Source organism: Corynebacterium felinum (assembly GCF_030408755.1).
GTDB lineage: Bacteria > Actinomycetota > Actinomycetes > Mycobacteriales > Mycobacteriaceae > Corynebacterium > Corynebacterium felinum.
In genome coordinates this window covers 1,952,460-1,970,211 of record NZ_CP047209.1, presented here as the reverse complement: position 1 = coordinate 1,970,211, position 17,752 = coordinate 1,952,460, and the positions used below count along the sequence as shown (strand labels likewise).

Sequence of the window (17,752 nt, the reverse complement as noted above, 5' to 3'; positions counted from 1 at the left end):
GCGGGTTTAAATGTGGGTGCTTCCCTTCATTGACGCTGCTTTAAAGTTAGCTGCTTTCGTAGGAGTCGAAGAGTTCAGCCAAACGCTGGGCCTTGGTTTTTGCGGCGCACTTTTTCTTGATGGCGGCAAGTGCGTGGAGGCTGTCCCATTCCGTTGCGGGTATATAACCCCGACGAGTGGCTTCGGCGAGTATGCCGGCATGCTCGATGGCGAAGTCGAGTACACGAGAGGTCCATGTTGGTGGGGTAGCACAGCTTGCGGCATAGCTGAGGGGTACAGTGACAGCAGGCCACAACCAGGGGAAAGTTTCAGGTACTTCCGCCATCATGTTCACGCAACGGTGGGGTGCGAAATCAGCATTCTGCACGAGTTGTTCCATGAAGTTATGTACGGAGGCCGATCCGCAGAACCGGTTTTTCCTAATCATCGTGCGAACACTCTTGCGGGCAACGTGCATGGAGTATTCGTCGGAAAGGGACGCGATCACCACGAGGGAGAGGAAATTGGGGAACTCGTCGGGTTGTACTCCCCGCAAAGGCGAGTCCGTTTGTTTGTTGCGGTTGCGCCACGGGCTGAAATAGAACGTATTCCCTTCTTTGTAAAGGTAGCCGTCTTCTTCGCCCTTCAAGCACCCGACCTGGGCTTCTTCTTCGATATCGTAAAACCATCCGTGCTTGCGCACCACGATTGGGTCCGAAAAACCTGGAACGGAAAGGGTTATTTCGGCCCTCTTTTTGTTTGTGTGGGAGGCAACGAGCGCGAAATTGGTTACTGTCACCCCATCATCCACGTGGGGAGTGCAGCCTGCTTGTTCAGGCCAGAGATGTTCAAAATTTTCTGGTGCTTGCAGTTTTTGCTCTTCGACGCCAGCACCTGCAGTCGCTTCTTGTGCGGGGAGTTTTTCCACAGCTTCTTTCGCGGTGATCACCGCTTGGGATTTTCCTTTACGCTGCGCAAGCAGTCGAAGACCTGGAACCTGGAGGTTTTTGTCACTGGCCTCCCCAGTTTTCACAGCGTGGACAACTGAAGGGGCAAGGTCGTCCATGAGTGCTGCAATCTCAGCAGTGCCAGCAAATAGCCGCTGCTTTTGAGCAGAAGCTAAAACAATCCCATCGAGCACAGGCCAGATAATGCTCAGAAATCCTTCTTCGGCACACTCGCGCATGGCATGTGCGAAGGCAGCGATGTTTTGTGGAAAATAGTCGTAGTCAAGATCTGTGCCCTTTAAATGATCCGGCTGCATAAGGCCACGATCGAAGGCAGTATGAAGTGCTTGGCGGCACTGGCTTAAAATTTTGGGGTCTTTTGTACGCTGGGCACCCAGCAGATTAACACTTACTTCTGGGGCCAGAGGTGCGCGTGAGCAAGCAGCTTGAAGGGCAATAGGGCCTAAAAAGGCGAAACTGTCTTCAAACCAGCGCACCAGATTGAATACGTCTTTGTCACTGTGTGGGAACAGATCGTAGGAGCAGCTGAGATACGTTTTGGGTGGAAACAGATTCGCAATGGTGCGCAACGAGTCGCACAGTATCTCACAAGAACACTTCTCATCGCCCGATGGGGTGAGTGTGACTTGAGATTCCTGTGCATGAAGCGAGTCCTGGGAGGCAATGAAGCTGATAATCTCACCGACGGTATGAGCAACGGGTTGCCCATCAACACCCACAATGGGCACGGTTGAGTTCTTGGTATGTTTCAGCGCCGGGGCGATGTCGTCTAAGCGAAAGACGGCAAGGAGCAAATCGGGGGAGTAGACAGCTAATCCTGCCTTATCGTATTCCTCCAAGCGCGAGCAGAAATCTTCAGTGCTAATGGAATAGTCCACCCATGTGGGAAGGCTCAACACCGTGGGAATCGACAAGGCATGACTAAGCACGCACAGGGTTCGCATCATAGGTAGCGAAACCGCCCATGAGGGTTCCTTCCACTCAACAGATTCGGTATCAGCGAGATTGCCTACAGGAAAATTCTGCAGACGTGATATTTCGCGAGAGTAGGAATCAGGGGCCGAACGCCGAAGCTCGTGTGCGATAGAAAGGAACTCTTCGTCGCGGAGATCACCCGTGTGAATGCCAAAGGTGTTGATCGCAGCCACCCGTAAGGCAAGCTCGTGGGCAGTGCACTCGGGTAAAGAAAAACGCTCGATACTCCATAGTGGTGGGATTGGCCGCCATGGTACAACAGTCGGTTCGTTTAAATTAGTGGAATCGTCGGAGTGTGAGGCAATATCGGGGGAGAAGTGAAGATTCTCAAGGAGCGAAGAGGCAGCCTTTTTCACCTGGGCATTACGTTGCTGCGCCAATTGTTCAACGCGCGAGCCAATCAGCATCGCAATTTCAACCGTATGCGTGTGCGATAAGTTTTGGATACGTGCGTGAAGTGCAGCTAAGACTGCGACTAGAGCCTTATTGGTTTTGGTAAACAGACACACCACAGCGATGTCACCAAGTTTATCTGCAGGCACGAGTCGAATGAGAGGCACACCGATTGTCTCAACAACTGGGGCTTCGCCCGTCGACAAAACACCGGCAAAAACCTCCACATGGGAGCACAATTCCTCGTCTGTAATGGCAAGTGTAGTGCTCAGAATCTCAACCCACTTTTTCCGATCACCCGGACGCTGCGCACACTCCAAAGCCACTAGGCAGATTCCAAAAGCTTGGTCGCGGCTAATCCAGCCCCGCTGCACACCAGCAGGAATCAAAGCACCAAAAGGCCCAGTGGCGGGAACGCTAAGTTGAGCACCAAGCTGCAGATGCTCAAGAAAACGTGCACGGTAATCATCTTCTTTGGGCAGCTGTTTTTTGCCGAAAGTCTGGCATGGAAAATCGCTGATTCTATCCGCACAACCACAGGCCCAATCGCGGATATAATCCGCATGAGCGGGGATGATGAAATCGGGCAATGTGGACAGCCATAAGGCAGTTACTGCATGAGTGGAGAATGCATGCTCAAAGGTGCGAAAATCGGGGCGGCAAGTTCTGCGGATAAAATCCTCAACGAATTTTTGCCCCCTGCTGGCAATGCATTTCGCATGCGCAAGCCCCCATTCATGAGTAGCAAGTTGAGCGGTGCGTTGCGCATCAACTCCCACGCGGATTGCGAAACAGGAAAGGAGAGCTGGGTCGACGTCGATAAGCGAATCGGTACGCAGGTAGCGATCATTCTCGTCGTAGATATGCTTACTCCACGCACCCTTCTTTAGCCCCGCGCGGGCGCGCTGTTGTTGTTCTGCCGTGCCGAGGGGAAGCGACATAACATCGCTCAGTCTGGCCTCATTCCAGCCGAGTTCGGTGAAGATTTCACAGGCGTGGGTCAATGCTGCAGGGGAGTTCATAGCTACTTAACCTAACAAAGCGAGGCGAATGTATGTGCTGTAAAGACATGAAACTTTGCTATGAATACAGCTGAGTTCACACAGTGTTTACTTTCATGTGTTTCGCCGCGAAACAGTGTAAAAATCTACTCAAGACGAACTGTGCCTGCAACGATCAGTGCTGATGGGAATCTTCACTTTGCGTGGGCAGTAGTGGCAGTACGCGGAATATCGTGTGTGCCTATCCACGCCGTCGACACGCACGTCGGGGAGGTAGGGGCACGACATAGCACTGCGTGACAGTACCACTATGCAGCAGAGTGCGTTCTCGTTGGGGCGCGGTCAGTCTAGGCACTTGTCCGCACCACGGTGTAGCCTATATGGATACACTAACCCCCAGCCAGCATGAACCCACCTTTCACTATGATTAATTCCTGGGGTGGGAACAAGTGCAGCGCATGAACACAGGAAGCGAGGACGGTGATCGCACAGCATGCTTGATCCAGTTGAAGATTGCCTACGCCTTGCCGCAAGCGGGCGGGAAGAAGACATTGAAGATGCAATCAGTCAACTTTACGACCTCCTCGACACTGTAGACACAGTGCAACAGGGGCGCATCCACGTATTCTTGTGCGAAATGCACGCCGAATTTGCCCGCTGGGACAACGTGCGTGAACATGCCGAAGCCGCAATGAAACTGCCCTTCGTCAGCCCTGGCGGCTGGTGTTGGTTGGAATATGTGAAACTTCAAACCATCCCCGACTATTTCACCCCAGTTGTTGACGTGCTGCGCAAGCTGGAAGAAATTGGACAGTACCAAGCGCACGAATTCTCCGGCCTGCAACTGTTAACCATGCTGGAAAACACGTGGCAGGGGCGCAAGTTCTTGAAAGTAGCGTTGCCGTGGATTGAAGCGCGACACGAAACGTTACTCGAACTGATCCCCGATACGGTGATTGCCATGCTTGAGCGCAATCTCGCAATTTTGGAGGGGCAGCATCGTTACGAATCCTATGCCAGGGTCGTGCAGTGGCCGGGGCTTCAAGGTTTTCCGATTATTCTTGATTTCTACTGTGAGCTCATTGAGTATTGCGAAAGTTTCACGCCTGAAGGCCCCTTGATGCCAGTGGAATTGCACCAGCACGCAGCGAAATTAGCGGATCTGGCGTTTATGCATGATGCGTGCGACCTGGAGCGCTTTGCGCGACGCAAAGTGTCAGAAGCGTTGATGTATGCCGGGAAATTCCCAGAGGCAATTGTCGAAATTGATCGGCTGCTGTCTGATACTGCGAAAGACGATGAACTGCGCGCACAGGTGCTTTCCGTGGGAACCATCGTTGATGAAATCACTGATAGTGCCGAAAGTTTTACTCAGGCTTCTGAGTCGGCGCAGCTTCTGTTTCGTGCGGATGTGGATGAGCTCAAAGCGCTTCGTTTGCGCTGTGTAGCTGCATTGAACCCGAAGCAGGCGATCGATGAGGGAGTGGATAAACTCCACGCCATCAGTGATACCGCATCAGTGCATGATTTCAGTGAGGCTATGGATCTTGTACTCGATACGTGTCGGCTTCACACCGATGAGTGGGAGCGGGGTGCTGATATTCTAGGTTCCTTCATCGCGGAATTTAGTGATGCCACCGTGCACACAACGCTGCGTGGCCGATCCTTGCTTGCCTATTGTTTAGCCAGGCGAACTCAATGGCTATACCAAATGGGCAATGTGGAGGAGGCGCTTGTGAATATCCGTCGTGCGCTCGACATTGCTGAGGTTGAAGGCGCGGTGAAAGCTTTGTGCTACAACGTGTGGGAAATGCTCGAATTAGATCGTTTTGGGCTCGACATGGTCTCTAGTGTGTCCGAGGGTATCCAGTATCTTCTTGAGCGTGGCCAGCACTGTAGCGCGATGGGGGATTGGGGCAGCGCCATCCACTATCTTGACCAGTGCATGGCTATTGCCCAGCATTCCCCAGTGACCAAGCACCGTATTTCGTTTATTCAGGCGACTGTGGAACTTGGGGTGGTTCGTGAGGCGATGCACGATAAGGATCTCGCCCAGATCTGTTACCGCAGTGTCTTAGCTCTTGTGTCTGCAGATGCGGATGAGCCGGAGCTGTTAAATTGTCGCAGCTTTGCGGAGTCAAAGCTGGCAACCTTGGAATCTGACCTGCTCTAGCTGTGCTTTTCACCGGTGAGCATGGTCAGAAGCAGGACGTTTTTTCCTGGTGCTTCATCGGGGCAGTCCACGCGGTGTTCAATTCGGCTATCCAGGTGAATAATGACGCCTGGGTGGAGGCGGACGGTTTCGTTTTCGCAGACGAAGTCTAAAACACCGTCGATGCATTGAATGGTAATGGGGTGGGCTGCCATGTGTTCGGCCAGTACTTGGCCTGGGGCGAAGCTGAACAGGATAAGGTTTGCCCCATCGCCGCGGAGTACGCGTTGTGCTTTGGGTTTGAGTTCGTCGAGCGCAGGTGCCAAGTCGAGCAGGTTGAGGATGTTCATCGCTACTCCAATCGGTGAATGGTTGCAGTCATGACCGAGCATAATCAACAACTGGTTTAGTGGGATGCGGTATCCGCAATGTACGCTGAATTTTGGTGGTGGGGGCAGGTGCTATGCTCAATCGCATGGAATTGATGATTGGACGCGTGGTCAAGTCCCACGGAATCAAGGGTGAAGTTGCAGTTGAGATCACCACTGACGAGCCCGAAATTCGCTTCGCTGTGGGTGAGGTGCTCAAGGGTAAGCAGGGGAAGAAGGAGCATTCTTTAACTATTGCTGCAGCGCGAGTCCATCAGGGTCGGTTGTTGATTAAATTTGAGGAAGTCCCCGATCGCACAACTGCTGATACGTTGCGGGGTACGCAGTTTTGGGCGCCACCGTTGGAGCTTGAGGATGAAGAAGAGGGTTTCTACGATCACGAGCTTGAAGGTTTGAAGGTGCTGCGTGACGGTGAGGTTATTGGTGAGGTGACTGGTGTGATGCACGGTCCCGCCGGTGAGATTCTTGAGGTTGAGCTTAAAGGGGGGAAAGAGGTGCTGATTCCTTTCGTGCACGATATTGTTCCCGAGGTGGATCTTGAGCAGGGTACGTGCACGATTACTCCGCCGGAAGGGTTGTTAGAGCTCTAATGCGTCTCGACGTCATCACAATCTTTCCGGAATATCTCGAACCCCTTCGCCATGCGTTGTTGGGTAAGGCGATTGAGCAGAATATTTTAAGCGTCGGTGTGCACGATTTGCGCCAGTGGGCCACGGATGTGCATAAGTCGGTTGACGATTCCCCTTATGGTGGCGGCCCTGGCATGGTGATGAAACCTGCTGTGTGGGGTCCAGCACTTGACGATGTTGCCCAAGGCTGTGGTCTGGCTGCGCTGACCAAAGAGTTGAGTTCGTCGTTGCCGCATAAGGATAAGGCCCGCCATGATGATGTGGAGGGTGTAGATCCGCAGCGTTATCAGGATATTTCTGTGCGCGAGGGGGAGGACCCTTCACTACCGTTGCTGATTGTTCCCACCCCTGCGGGCAAGCCTTTTACACAGGCTGATGCCCGCGCGTGGTCGAATGAGGAGCATATTGTTTTCGCCTGTGGACGCTATGAGGGTATTGATCAGCGTGTGATCGATGATGCGCATAATCGTTACCGTGTGCGCGAGGTGTCGATCGGTGATTATGTGCTCATTGGTGGTGAGGTGGCTGTGCTGGTGATTGCCGAGGCTGTGGTTCGCCTGATCCCTGGTGTGTTGGGTAATAGGCGCAGCCATGAGGAAGATAGTTTCTCAGATGGTTTGTTGGAGGGACCAAGCTACACGAAGCCGCGCGAGTGGCGTGGTTTGGAGGTTCCTGAGGTGCTGTTTTCTGGTAATCATGCGAAGGTGGAGCGGTGGCGGCGGGACCAGGCGTTGTTGCGCACGCAGCAGGTGCGGCCTGAGCTTCTCGACGGCGTTAAGCTGGATCACCACGATAAAAAGGTTTTGGGGTTGCAGTGATGGAAGAGGTGAAGATGCGCGAGTGCACTACTGATCTTCATCTCTTGCTTACTCCTCAGCAGTGGGTGGCTGTGCATGAGGCTTTGAGCGCCAATACGTGTGCTGGTGTGGAGATTTCTGCCGTGTATGCCCAGGAACTGAGTTTTGCCTGTGAGCCGGATAATATGCTGGTCACGCATTTTGAGCAGCAGGAAGGTCGTGTTCCGCTTGCTGAGGTGTTGCATCGTGTGGTGGTGCTCAGCAAAACTTCGCGGGAGTTGAAGGATCTTACCGTAGCGATCGTTGAGGTTATTGCCACGACGGTAGATTCGCACCTGTATTGGTATGGGACTTCTTCACTCGGCCATAGCGATCCTTATTCGGCTTCTGCATGCTCATTGTGATTGGTGGTTGTGCAGTAGTGCCTGAAGGTGTGTGAGAACGTGGTCGAAGCTGATGCGTTCTTGTTCTAGCCTGAGGTTTGCTGCAAGCAGCGCATCGAGTGTGCGGCTTTCTTCTTGTGTCAGGTGCTGGTAGCTGCGTGGCTGGTAGTTGCGGTCTTCGATGGCAAATTCGCGAAATAAGTCGAGTGTGGCAGAATCCATGGCGAAGCTGGTCACGTTAGGGTGCATACGCCGTATATTGCTGAGTATGGCGAATCCGTCATGGTCAAGATCCCCGAAGTACAAGACCGGAAGACTCTGTATTTCTGGGATCTGGACGAGTTTTTCAGCGCGGTAGCCTTCACCCCATACCGCTACGGCACCTGTGGCTGGGTAGTCGGGGAGTGCTTGGAAGGTGAGTTTGTTTTCCACCATGATGATCACGCGGGCGTGATCGAGCGCGGGGGATATTTCGGCTGGGTCAAGTCCCATTGAGCAGATGAGGGGATGAAGTCGAATTGTTGGGTCCAGAACCCGAAGATGGATGGTGGTTTGTGGGTGGGCAAGTCCGGTATCGTCTATGCCTGTTAAGGCGCGAATGAGTGGGAGGTTGTGTTCTAACCATTTGGTGTCCATTCCGCGAATGGGAACTGCGCGCGGAAGTAGCCCAGAGTTCGGGTTGTGTTCTAACCAGTCACGGAGCGCAAGTCCGCGATGGATATCGTCAATTGTGAGTTTTTCCCATGCTTTTACTGTTTCCCGGGCGCGTTGATGCCCTATGGCGTTTGCGACGATTTCTAGTTTTGTGCCCAGATCGTTGAGATGCGCAACGGTTTGTTGTGTGAGGGCGTGGTAGAGCTGTTGTTTGGAGGAAATTGTGGCACGCACAGGTACGGTTTGGGTTCCTAGACCTGCTTGGCGCCAGTTTTTGGTTGCGTAGTCGATCTCAGCCCAGCTGACTTTTTGCCATTGATTGATCCAGGTTGCAGTGTGTTCCTTGTGGGCAAAAGCTTCTGCCGCGGTGGGTGGGTGCAATGGGTAGGAGCGATAGAAGCTGTCCGCACTGAGAATGTCGAGGTAGTGTTTGCGGGTGTAGCGTTCCAGCTGTGCTTGGATATCGTGGGGAAGGATCATTCGGGGCATGACAGTTCAATCTTTGAAATGGTCGATTGTCCACGGACTATTCCTTTGTCGTTGGGTGTTTCTTGGTAGGAGACGACCGAGGTGCCACCAACGAAGGGGGAGAGGGTGGAAATGAGTTTGAGTGGGGTTGCCAAGATCATGTGGAAACCGAAGGCGGCGAAGACGTTCATGGCGCGCCTGGTGTAGGTGGGGTCGGCGCGGTCGAATGCTTCGTCTAAGATCACGGTGGCGTAGTCGGGGTAGTGCGCATCGGTGCGGGCGAGTTGGTAGCGTAATGCGGCTGCGAGGCAGAAGAATACGAGTTTTTGTGCTTGGCCGCCAGAAAGCGCGGAGGAATCGACGTAGGTGTTGACTACTTCGCCGCTTTCTGTGATTTCGCAGCCGATGAAGCTCACGTGTCGGCGGGTGTCTAATACGGTGCGTTGCCAGCGGATATCCCCGGATTCTTTTGATCCTAGTTTGGTGATCAGGGAATTGATTTTGTGGTAGCGTTCTTCAGCTTGTGCTTCGCTTTGTTCGCTCAGGCCCCCACTGATGGCGTCGTCGAGCATGCGTTGGAATTCTTGGACGGTCTCGCCGCGGTTGTCGCGTACGTCGATGCGTAAGAAGCGTCCTTCGGAGAATTCTGAGGTTGCCAGGGAGTGGTTGACAGGGGTGATGCGTTCGATGATTTCTGCGCGGGCTCGGCGCAGTAGATTGCTGATGTGGGTCAGGGAGTGGGTGGACATGTCGTTGATCAGATCGCGGAATTTGTGGCTAAATTCTGCAAGCCTGTCGCTTGTGAGTGTGTTGAGCTTGTTTAAGGCATCGGGGACGTAGTCTTCGCTGGCTTCTAGCTCGGCTTTTTCGCTTGGCCACCGTTCGATGTAGCGGCCAATGATGGTGCTCATCTGGTTGTTGAGGGTGTGTTGGCGTGTGCGTAAGGTATCGCGTTCTTCGTTGTAGTGGTGCAGGAGTGTGCGGCTGATGTCGCCGATGTTGCGGCTGGTGATGCGCCTGGTGTGCGCGTTGAATTCTTCGCGTAGGCGTTTGTCGATCTGCTCGGGTACGTCTTCGCAGGTACGCTGGTTGAGTTCTTCGAGTGTGGTGGTGAGTTCAGCGACAATGCTGGAGTATTTGCCGCGTTCTTCGTGGTGGGTTGCGACCTGTTTTTTGGCGGTTTCGAGCGCGTGTGCGGCGCTGCGTTCGGCGCTAAGTAGTTGTGCTGCTTCTGGGGTGGATGTGCGGTGTTCGATTTGGGCTTTGATGTGTTCTACTTGTTTTTCCACGCTGTCTACGTCGATGTTTTCCCAGCGTGTGTTCTTAATTGCGAGCGCGGCGTCGTAGTTTTTGCGCTCTTGTGTGATTTTTGCTGCGATGTGGTGTTGGTGTTGCAGGGCGTGTTGTTCGGCTGCGCGGGCGTGCTGTAGTTCGGTGCGCAGTAGTTCCACTTTGTCCATGTTGGAAGATCCCAGTTGGTAGTGGCTTTTGGCTCCGAGTGGGCTGCGGTCGTCTTTGAGGTAGGAATAGGCGCCTTGTTGTGTGCTGGCAAAGCGCATCAGCCCGTCGATGGTGACACCTTTAAGGTGTGCTGGGAGTTGGTCGAGTTCGGCGCGTGTGGCTACACACTGGTAGTCGAAGCGGCGGGCTAGTTCGGAGTCGAGCCATGCTTTCATGGGGTGGTCGATGACGTTGATTTTGCGCACGAGGGAGTTTGCCCCGGTGCGTTTGGTGGGAAAGTCTTGTGTGGGCTCGATGCTGTGGAAGTTCAGTCGTAAGTTGAGCGGGGTTGTATTGATGTAGTCGGCGACTTGCGGGTAGAGCTGGTGTGGGACGAGTAGTTGTTGGGCGAAGTTGTATAAGGTTCGTTGAATGACAGGTTCCCATTTTCTGTGCTCGGGGTTGATATCGATGAGTTCGCCGATGTAGGGCAGTTGGGTGGGGTCGAGTTGGAGGCTGGTGCAGAGTTTTTCGCGCAGCTTTTGGTAGCGGGCTGAAATATTGCTTGTCGACGCCGCTATGGCGCTGAGATTGTCTTCGCACTGTGTGCGCGTATCGCGGGCTTGTCGCGTTTCGACGATTGCGTTGTGGTGTTGTTCTTCCAGTGCTTTGTGGATGTGGTGGTAGTCGGCGATGATTGCTCGCGCGGAGCCTAAAAGTTCATAGAATGACTCAGGGGTATCTGGGGTGATTGGGGTTAAGGGGGCGATTGTGGTGGCCAGCGTGTTGCGTGCGTGGGTGCAGTGGTGAAGATCGCGTTGGCGTGATTTGAGTTGTTCGTGAAGTACTGCGATTTCGCCTTGGGAGTGTTGTTGCAGTGCGTTTTGGGCGTGGCGGTAGTTTTCTTCGGCGAATTTTTCGGCGGTGCGGGCTTGTTCGAGGGCAGCTTCGGCGATGTCGGCTTCTGCTTGGGCAATGGTGAGTTCGTTGTGTAATTCGACTCGTTTCAGTTGTGTTTCCACATGGGGCAGGGCGTGGATGAGTTGCTCACATGTTGATAGTGACTGTGCGGTGCGGGTTGCGTTGTGGTGGAGTTTTTTCAACGGCTCGAGGTGTTCGATTTGCGCTTTGATGTCTTGGACATGCGCATAGGCTGTTTCTAGTTCGGCGAATTGTTCGACTGCTTCGGCGGCGTGGGTGAAGGTTTCGGGTACGGCAAGCATGTAGTCCCGGAACAGTTGGTCGAGGCTGTCGAGGGATTTGGCTGATTGTGTGCGTTGGAGCAGCAGCAGTACTTCTAAGGAGCTGATGCCCACAAGGGGGCGAAATTTCGCGGAGAAAACGGAGTGTTTTTCACTAAAAGTAGCCTGTGGGAACTGTTTTTTGATGGCTCGTTTATCTATTCCGCGTTTTAAGAGTGCAATGAAGTCTTCAGCATTGGCTTCGCCTTCGGGGAATACACCGAAGAATTTGCTCACATCGGATTGGGCGTGTGCGCCCCCACGGAGGAAAAAGAGGGCAACAGCGCTGCGCACTAAGCCTGCCCCATTACTGAAGCTGAGCACGATGATGGAATAGGTGGCGTTGGTGCGTAGATATTCGGAGACAATGCCGCCGGAGTGTAAGTCTTCCTTGGTGCGCCAGGCGCCACGGATATAGGAGACGAGGTCGCGTCCCCGGCCGCGTTTGGTTTCGTGTTGTGCAGCGGCGTTGAATTTCAATTTTTCAGTGGAGACTAGCACTGCGGAGATGGCGTCAATGAGGGTGGATTTGCCAGATCCGGAACCTCCGGTAATCAGATAACCTTTGCGGTGTACTGGGATGGTGACTAGTCCGTGAAAAGTTCCCCAGTTGACCAATTGAATTTTTGACAGGCGCCATTGCGAAGGAAAGATTTCACGTACGTTTTCTTCGGTGGGGAGGTGTGGGTGGGATGAGGTTGGGTTAGCTTTTGAGGAGTTCATCGCAATAGATCCTGTGAAAAGGGTGGGGTGTTAGTCTTCGGTGGTGGTTTTTTCTAAGAGTTGGGTAAATTCGGCGCGGATTCCTTCGACTACTTGGGGGTCGAAAAGATGACGCAGCACGGGTGAAACTTCGTATCGGTCATCAGTTTCTGTTGGCGAAAGCAAGGCGTAGTCGGTGATCATGCGTTTAAGTGAGGCGCTCAAGCGTTTATCGAAGGTGGATTCGTCGCGGTCTTCCAACCGGCGGTAGAGGCGGGCATTGTCGCGTAATTCTTCGGCGTCGACAAGCACTCGTTCGCCGGGGGCGGCTAAACCGAGCTGTGTGCGCATATAGAGCAGGAGTGCGGTATCAATGATGGTCATTGTTTTGGTGCGCAGCACTTTAGGTACTTCCACTTCTTTACCCCCGAGTGATAGTGGTGCCCCTCCATTTGCGGTGCGGGTAAAGGCAATGCCTGCGTCTTCGTCGACAATGAGGTCGAGGAAGATATCGGCGAGCCGTGAGCGCAGGGCGGTTTCATCGGTGAGGATGGCGTGCCAAATATGGGGTTGCTGGCGTGCGCGCACTAACGGCCCTTGGAGGAGTTGGGCAAGGGCGCGGCGCGAGTCGAAGCTCAACGTGCCGGTGTCTGATTCCCATAATTTATCGTCGACTGGCGTGTGTTGGGTGCTGTGAGGTTGGGTTGTGCTCATTGGTTTTTCCTTGCAGTTGTTCACACCGCGGTGGTTGGGCTTGAAAAGAACCACCCTTCGATTGTTGCGTGCATGGTTATTTCCTTGTGCTGATCCTCATCGGGTGCTTCGAGGCTGTCGCCGATGGGTGCGCGTTCGGTCCAGGACACGGATTCTTGGTGTCCGAGGGGGTGGCCGTTGGACAGCGCTAAGTAGAGTAGCCCTACTACAGATGCTAATCCTTGGGTTGCGGGGAAGTGGTGCAGAACCTCGCCGATGGTGATTTTTGTGTGGGTTTCGAGCAAGTGGGCTATTGCTTCTTCGAGTTCGGTGAAATTGATCTCTGAGGCGCTCACTGAGGCAAGCAGTTCATCCACGTCGATGGTGACTTCCGCGATGGGCACGGGGTCGGTGTCGACGAAATCGAGGCCCGGGTTTTTGGGCACCAGCGCCGATACAGAGGATATCGACATGCCAATTTTGGTCAGTGGGGTGTTCATGTGGTGCAAAGGGCCGAGTTGGTGGCTTTCGACCGCCTTCGCACTTAAGGCGCGGGTGGCGCGTAAGAGTTCGAGCATGCGCCGGTTTTCGGCGAAGTCTTGGGTTGTCACATAGTGGCGTAAGCTGCGCGCGAGGGTGGTCATCACAGTGTTGACCTCATAGCCGAGGGTTTCCATGTCGCGGAACAGATGTCGCAGGCGCTCTTTGTGCTCGATTTCGATGCTGGCGGATTGTTCGCGCTCTAAAATGCTGGCGATCCAGGAATCGATGTGGGCGGAGCGTTCGTGATCGAGCAGTATTTCGTAGAAACCATGAAAGCTGCGCCCGGCTTCGGATTCGGCAATGAGATCAACGCCGCGGAAAATATCATCGAGTACTGTTCCGCGGGAGTCTTCGGGGTCAAGCAGTTGCCTGCGTACGGTGCGGTTGAGTTCTTCGAATTCTGCGCGTACCCGGGCAAAATCCGCGGGCACGGAGGAGGCGAGGTCGAGAATGTCGGTGATTCTTTCCCGGATTTGTTCCGTGTCGAGAACGTGGAAGTGACCGGATTCTGTTTCTTTAATCAGCTGGTCGATCTGTTCGCGTTGGCGCAGCAAATGGTCGATTCTTTGCTGCGCGTCGGGGTCGGAATCCCGTGCGAGGCTTTCCACAGCAAAAGCGATGGATTGGATACGGGAGGCTGTCATTGTGGAGCGTGGATCGCGCCAGCGGTGTACGGCTTCGAGTGCGTTGAGGCTGTGGTCGCTGGGTTCGAGGGTTTCGCCGGTTTTGCTAGTGCCGGGTTTGCGGATCAGCCAGCCTGCTTTGATCCAGTCGGCAACATATCCTTGCGGGCCTTTGGGGAGGTCAAAGTTGTGGCTGCGCAGCATGTTGAGGTCGGCGTCGAGAAGCTCGTAGATTTCTGCGGCCGGCCGCGGGGAGCTGCCGTGGGGGAAGTGGACGGCTAGAAAGCTGAGGATAAGTGGGGCATGTGGGCTGCGTATAAGACTAAACACGGGTGATTGTTTCGCTAGTGTGCGAAAGCTGAGAGCTTGGGCAACAACGCTCACACAAAAACCTCCTTGTGCTTGTGGTCTTGTTCTACCATACCTAAGCTGCCCCAGTGGGGCGTGTCGGGCAACCTCAACAGCGGGGGAGGACGTGGGCAGGCTGAGGAGCAGGTGTGTTCGGCGGTGGGGTAAATACATCTGTGTGGTTTAGCAACCTACTACAATAGTGCGAATGACACTTTCCATTAATGCTGCCATTGCTTCTACCGTGGCCCATGAGCTGGGTGTGGACACCGCACAAGTTCTAGCCGCAATCACCTTGTTGGATGAGGGGAATACGGTTCCGTTTATTGCCCGCTACCGCAAAGAAGTAACAGGTGGGCTTGATGATTCCCAGCTGCGCCGACTCGAGGAGCGCTTGGGGTATCTGCGGGAGCTTGAAGATCGGAAGCAGACTATCCTGGCTGCGATTGACGAACAAGGCAAACTCACCGACGCCCTGCGCACCCTGATTGTTGAGTGTGAGACCAAGGCGCGCCTGGAAGATCTGTACTTACCGTTTAAAAAACGCCGCAAAACCAAGGCAGACAGCGCCCGCGAGGCAGGGTTGGAGCCCCTGCTCGATCAGCTTATCGACGCCCCCACGAACAATCCCGTATCGCTTGCCTCGCAGTTTGTGTGCGCAGGTTTCGAGGATGAAAAGAAAGCGCTGGAAGGTGCGCGCGCCATTTTGGTTGATCGCTTTGCCCTCGATGCGGACTTGGTGGGTGAAGTGCGCGAACGCCTTTATAACACGGGCACGATGGTGGCAACGGTGATTGAAGGTAAAGAAACGGAAGGGGCAAAGTTCAAAGATTATTTTGAATTTTCCGAACCTTTTCACACCCTGCCATCGCATCGCATTTTGGCGCTATTTCGGGCAGAAGCTGAAGGGGTAATTCACCTTTCTCTCGATGCGGGCGATGAGCAAGCGTATACCGGAATGATTGCCTCACACTGTGGTCTGGATACCTCCTCGGCGTGGCTTGCCGATGCCATCGCCTGGGGGTGGAAAACCAAACTGTATGTTTCTGCCAGCCTAGATACTCGCATGCGGTTGAAAGAAAAAGCAGAAGTAGGCGCACTAGATGTGTTTGCCCGCAACCTCAAAGATGTGCTTCTAGCCGCACCGGCCGGCCAACGCGCCACACTGGGGCTTGATCCCGGCTACCGCAACGGTGTCAAATGTGCTGTTGTGGATGGCACAGGCAAGGTAGTAGATACTTTGTTCGTCTACCCACACCAGCCACAAAACCAGTGGTCGCAGGCGGTACAGCAGTTGGCCGCGCAGTGCGCTACCCACAGTGTGGACCTTATTGCGGTGGGCAATGGTACCGCATCAAGGGAAACAGAAAAGCTTGCCTCTGAAGTAGCAGCCTTAATCGCGCAGGCCGGCGGGAAAAAACCCACCCCAGTGGTGGTCAGTGAATCCGGCGCCTCAGTCTATTCGGCCTCGGAAATTGCGGCAAAGGAATTTCCCACCATGGATGTGTCCTTACGCGGTGCGGTCTCCATTGCGCGTCGTCTGCAAGACCCTTTGGCTGAGCTGGTCAAAATTGACCCCAAGGCCATCGGTGTGGGCCAATACCAACACGATGTGAACCAAACCCAGCTGGCAAAAACCCTCGACGCTGTGGTTGAAGATGCCGTCAACGCCGTGGGCGTGGACCTAAATACCGCATCTGGCCCACTACTTTCCCGCGTCGCCGGTATCAACCCCACCATTGCGGAAAACATCGTCGCCTACCGCGATGAAAACGGCAGTTTCGCCTCCCGCGCCGCATTAAAGAAAGTACCCCGCCTAGGGCCAAAAGCATTCCAGCAGTGCGCCGGATTCTTACGCATTAACGGTGGCAAAGACCCACTCGACTCCTCCGCCGTGCACCCCGAGGCCTACCCAGTGGTGCGCAAGATCGCAACAGCTACCGGTTTGAGCATTCCTGAGCTCATTGGAAATACCGCAGTGCTCCGCACCCTTACACCCGCCGATTTCGCCGATGAAACCTTCGGCGTACCCACCGTTGAGGATATTGTCAAAGAATTAGACAAACCCGGCCGCGACCCACGCCCCGAGTTCAAAACCGCAACCTTTAAAGAAGGCGTGGAAAAAATCACCGACCTAAACCCTGGCATGATCCTCGAAGGCACAGTCACCAACGTGGCAGCATTCGGCGCCTTCGTCGACATCGGAGTACACCAAGACGGCCTGGTGCACATCTCCGCCCTGAGCACCACATTCGTCTCCAACCCCCACGATGTTGTGCGCTCCGGCGACGTAGTAAAAGTCAAGGTCATCGACGTCGATGTAGCCCGCAAACGCATCGGCTTAAGCATGCGCCTAGACGACGAACCAGGGCAAAAAACCACACCTGCCCGCACACGCGAGCGCCGCGAAAACAAACAGCACACCAAAAACACCAACACACGTCGAAACCAACCAGCCGGAGGCTCCCTCGCCGATGCCCTCAAACGCGCCGGGTTTTAAAAAAACAATCACCGTTTGAGGGAAAGACAAAAACCATGACCCACATTCTTTACACCATTGAAGAGCTGAAAAAACAGCGCGCCACCCACAACGGCCCCGTAGTTTTGGTCCCCACCATGGGAGCTTTACACGAAGGGCACTTAAGCCTCGTACGCCTAGCCCAACAAATCCCAGCGGCCACCGTCATCGTGAGCATCTTCGTCAACCCACTGCAATTCGCGGAAGGCGAAGACCTCGACGCATACCCGCGCACACTTGAAGCCGACGTCGACAAGCTCACAGCAGTCGGCGCCGACTACGTCTTCGCACCCAGCCCCCGCGACATGTACCCACAAGGACCTCGAACAACGATCCACCCCGGCCCAGCCGGAACGGTACTAGAAGGCGCATCCCGCCCCACCCATTTCGCCGGCGTACTCACAGTCGTGCACAAACTTTTTGCGCTCACGAACTGCACCCACGCCATATTTGGCGAAAAAGACTACCAGCAACTTCTACTCATCAAACAGATGGTTGCCGACCTCAACCTCAACGTGAACATCATCGCTGCACCCATCGTGCGCGAAAAATCCGGCCTCGCGCAAAGCTCCCGCAACCAGTACTTGAGTGCGCAACAAACCCAGCTTGCCACCACACTATGGCGCGCACTCGCCGCCGGGCAACAACAGCACACAAAAGAAACAATCCTTCACTCAGCCCACGCCATCCTTGAAACAGAACCTGACATCAAACTCGACTACCTCGCACTCCGCCACAACGACCTGGTTAGCGAACCCACCGCGGGGGAAAACCGCCTCCTCGTCGCCGCCACAGTGGGCAAAACCCGCCTGATCGACAACGTTGCAGTAACCCTCAACTAATCAAGGACCAACCA

General features: G+C 54.4%; 12 protein-coding genes. 6 read left to right on the top strand and 6 right to left on the bottom strand.

The window, feature by feature from the left end; translation table 11 throughout:
- Positions 1-46: 46 nt before the first annotated feature.
- A complete protein-coding gene (locus CFELI_RS08395; RefSeq protein WP_277103509.1) occupies positions 47-3,337 on the bottom strand; it encodes a hypothetical protein in 3,291 nt (1,096 codons plus the stop codon).
- A 472-nt stretch (positions 3,338-3,809) separates the two neighbouring features.
- On the opposite strand from CFELI_RS08395, the gene CFELI_RS08390 reads away from it, so the two are divergent.
- Positions 3,810-5,489, top strand: coding sequence for a hypothetical protein (locus CFELI_RS08390; protein WP_277103510.1), 1,680 nt, complete (start codon positions 3,810-3,812; stop codon positions 5,487-5,489).
- On the opposite strand, the gene CFELI_RS08385 is transcribed toward CFELI_RS08390, so the two are convergent.
- Complete coding sequence (locus CFELI_RS08385) at positions 5,486-5,860, bottom strand: cupin domain-containing protein (RefSeq protein WP_277103511.1); 375 nt, start codon at positions 5,858-5,860, stop codon at positions 5,486-5,488. The two genes, CFELI_RS08390 and CFELI_RS08385, sit on opposite strands and share 4 nt — an antisense overlap.
- 83 nt (positions 5,861-5,943) lie before the next feature.
- Between CFELI_RS08385 and rimM the strand changes: the two genes are divergently transcribed.
- The 3 genes from rimM to CFELI_RS08370 are packed head-to-tail and all read left to right on the top strand — an operon-like array spanning position 5,944 to position 7,687.
- Entirely contained in the window at positions 5,944-6,447 is a 504-nt protein-coding gene (rimM, locus tag CFELI_RS08380; RefSeq protein WP_277103512.1) for a ribosome maturation factor RimM, read from the top strand.
- Positions 6,447-7,304, top strand: coding sequence for a tRNA (guanosine(37)-N1)-methyltransferase TrmD (gene trmD / locus CFELI_RS08375; RefSeq protein WP_277103513.1), 858 nt, complete (start codon positions 6,447-6,449; stop codon positions 7,302-7,304). Before rimM ends, trmD begins: the two co-directional genes overlap by 1 nt.
- The gene (locus CFELI_RS08370) at positions 7,304-7,687 is read left to right on the top strand and encodes a hypothetical protein (RefSeq protein ID WP_277103514.1); all 384 of its coding nucleotides are present in this window, start codon (positions 7,304-7,306) and stop codon (positions 7,685-7,687) included. Before trmD ends, CFELI_RS08370 begins: the two co-directional genes overlap by 1 nt.
- On the opposite strand, the gene CFELI_RS08365 is transcribed toward CFELI_RS08370, so the two are convergent.
- Genes CFELI_RS08365 through CFELI_RS08350 form a run of 4 tightly spaced genes read right to left on the bottom strand, consistent with a single transcriptional unit; the run spans position 7,679 to position 14,414 of the window.
- Positions 7,679-8,809, bottom strand: coding sequence for a Wadjet anti-phage system protein JetD domain-containing protein (locus CFELI_RS08365; protein WP_277103515.1), 1,131 nt, complete (start codon positions 8,807-8,809; stop codon positions 7,679-7,681). The two genes, CFELI_RS08370 and CFELI_RS08365, sit on opposite strands and share 9 nt — an antisense overlap.
- Positions 8,797-12,192, bottom strand: coding sequence for an ATP-binding protein (locus tag CFELI_RS08360; RefSeq protein ID WP_277103516.1), 3,396 nt, complete (start codon positions 12,190-12,192; stop codon positions 8,797-8,799). Before CFELI_RS08360 ends, CFELI_RS08365 begins: the two co-directional genes overlap by 13 nt.
- A 30-nt stretch (positions 12,193-12,222) precedes the next feature.
- Entirely contained in the window at positions 12,223-12,885 is a 663-nt protein-coding gene (locus CFELI_RS08355) for a DUF4194 domain-containing protein (protein ID WP_277103517.1), read from the bottom strand.
- Positions 12,886-12,905: 20 nt separating this feature from the next.
- Positions 12,906-14,414 carry a DUF3375 domain-containing protein gene (locus CFELI_RS08350; RefSeq protein WP_277103518.1) on the bottom strand — a complete coding sequence of 503 codons (1,509 nt, stop codon included), beginning with the start codon at positions 14,412-14,414 and terminating at the stop codon, positions 12,906-12,908.
- Positions 14,415-14,586: 172 nt separating this feature from the next.
- On the opposite strand from CFELI_RS08350, the gene CFELI_RS08345 reads away from it, so the two are divergent.
- Both CFELI_RS08345 and panC read left to right on the top strand, forming a co-directional pair.
- Positions 14,587-16,878: a Tex family protein gene (locus CFELI_RS08345; RefSeq protein WP_277103519.1), complete on the top strand. Its 2,292-nt coding sequence runs from the start codon at positions 14,587-14,589 to the stop codon at positions 16,876-16,878.
- Between the two features lie 35 nt (positions 16,879-16,913).
- Complete coding sequence (panC, locus tag CFELI_RS08340) at positions 16,914-17,738, top strand: pantoate--beta-alanine ligase (RefSeq protein WP_277103520.1); 825 nt, start codon at positions 16,914-16,916, stop codon at positions 17,736-17,738.
- The last annotated feature ends 14 nt before the right edge of the window (positions 17,739-17,752 follow it).

Coding starts and splice junctions, on each gene's coding strand:
- panC (WP_277103520.1), top strand. CDS start 16,914: ATGACCCACATTCTTTACACCATTGAAGAGCTGAAAAAACAGCGCGCC.
- rimM (WP_277103512.1), top strand. CDS start 5,944: ATGGAATTGATGATTGGACGCGTGGTCAAGTCCCACGGAATCAAGGGT.
- CFELI_RS08370 (WP_277103514.1), top strand. CDS start 7,304: ATGGAAGAGGTGAAGATGCGCGAGTGCACTACTGATCTTCATCTCTTG.
- CFELI_RS08390 (WP_277103510.1), top strand. CDS start 3,810: ATGCTTGATCCAGTTGAAGATTGCCTACGCCTTGCCGCAAGCGGGCGG.
- CFELI_RS08355 (WP_277103517.1), bottom strand. CDS start 12,885: ATGAGCACAACCCAACCTCACAGCACCCAACACACGCCAGTCGACGAT.
- CFELI_RS08360 (WP_277103516.1), bottom strand. CDS start 12,192: ATGAACTCCTCAAAAGCTAACCCAACCTCATCCCACCCACACCTCCCC.
- CFELI_RS08385 (WP_277103511.1), bottom strand. CDS start 5,860: ATGCTCGGTCATGACTGCAACCATTCACCGATTGGAGTAGCGATGAAC.
- trmD (WP_277103513.1), top strand. CDS start 6,447: ATGCGTCTCGACGTCATCACAATCTTTCCGGAATATCTCGAACCCCTT.
- CFELI_RS08345 (WP_277103519.1), top strand. CDS start 14,587: ATGACACTTTCCATTAATGCTGCCATTGCTTCTACCGTGGCCCATGAG.
- CFELI_RS08395 (WP_277103509.1), bottom strand. CDS start 3,337: ATGAACTCCCCTGCAGCATTGACCCACGCCTGTGAAATCTTCACCGAA.
- CFELI_RS08365 (WP_277103515.1), bottom strand. CDS start 8,809: ATGCCCCGAATGATCCTTCCCCACGATATCCAAGCACAGCTGGAACGC.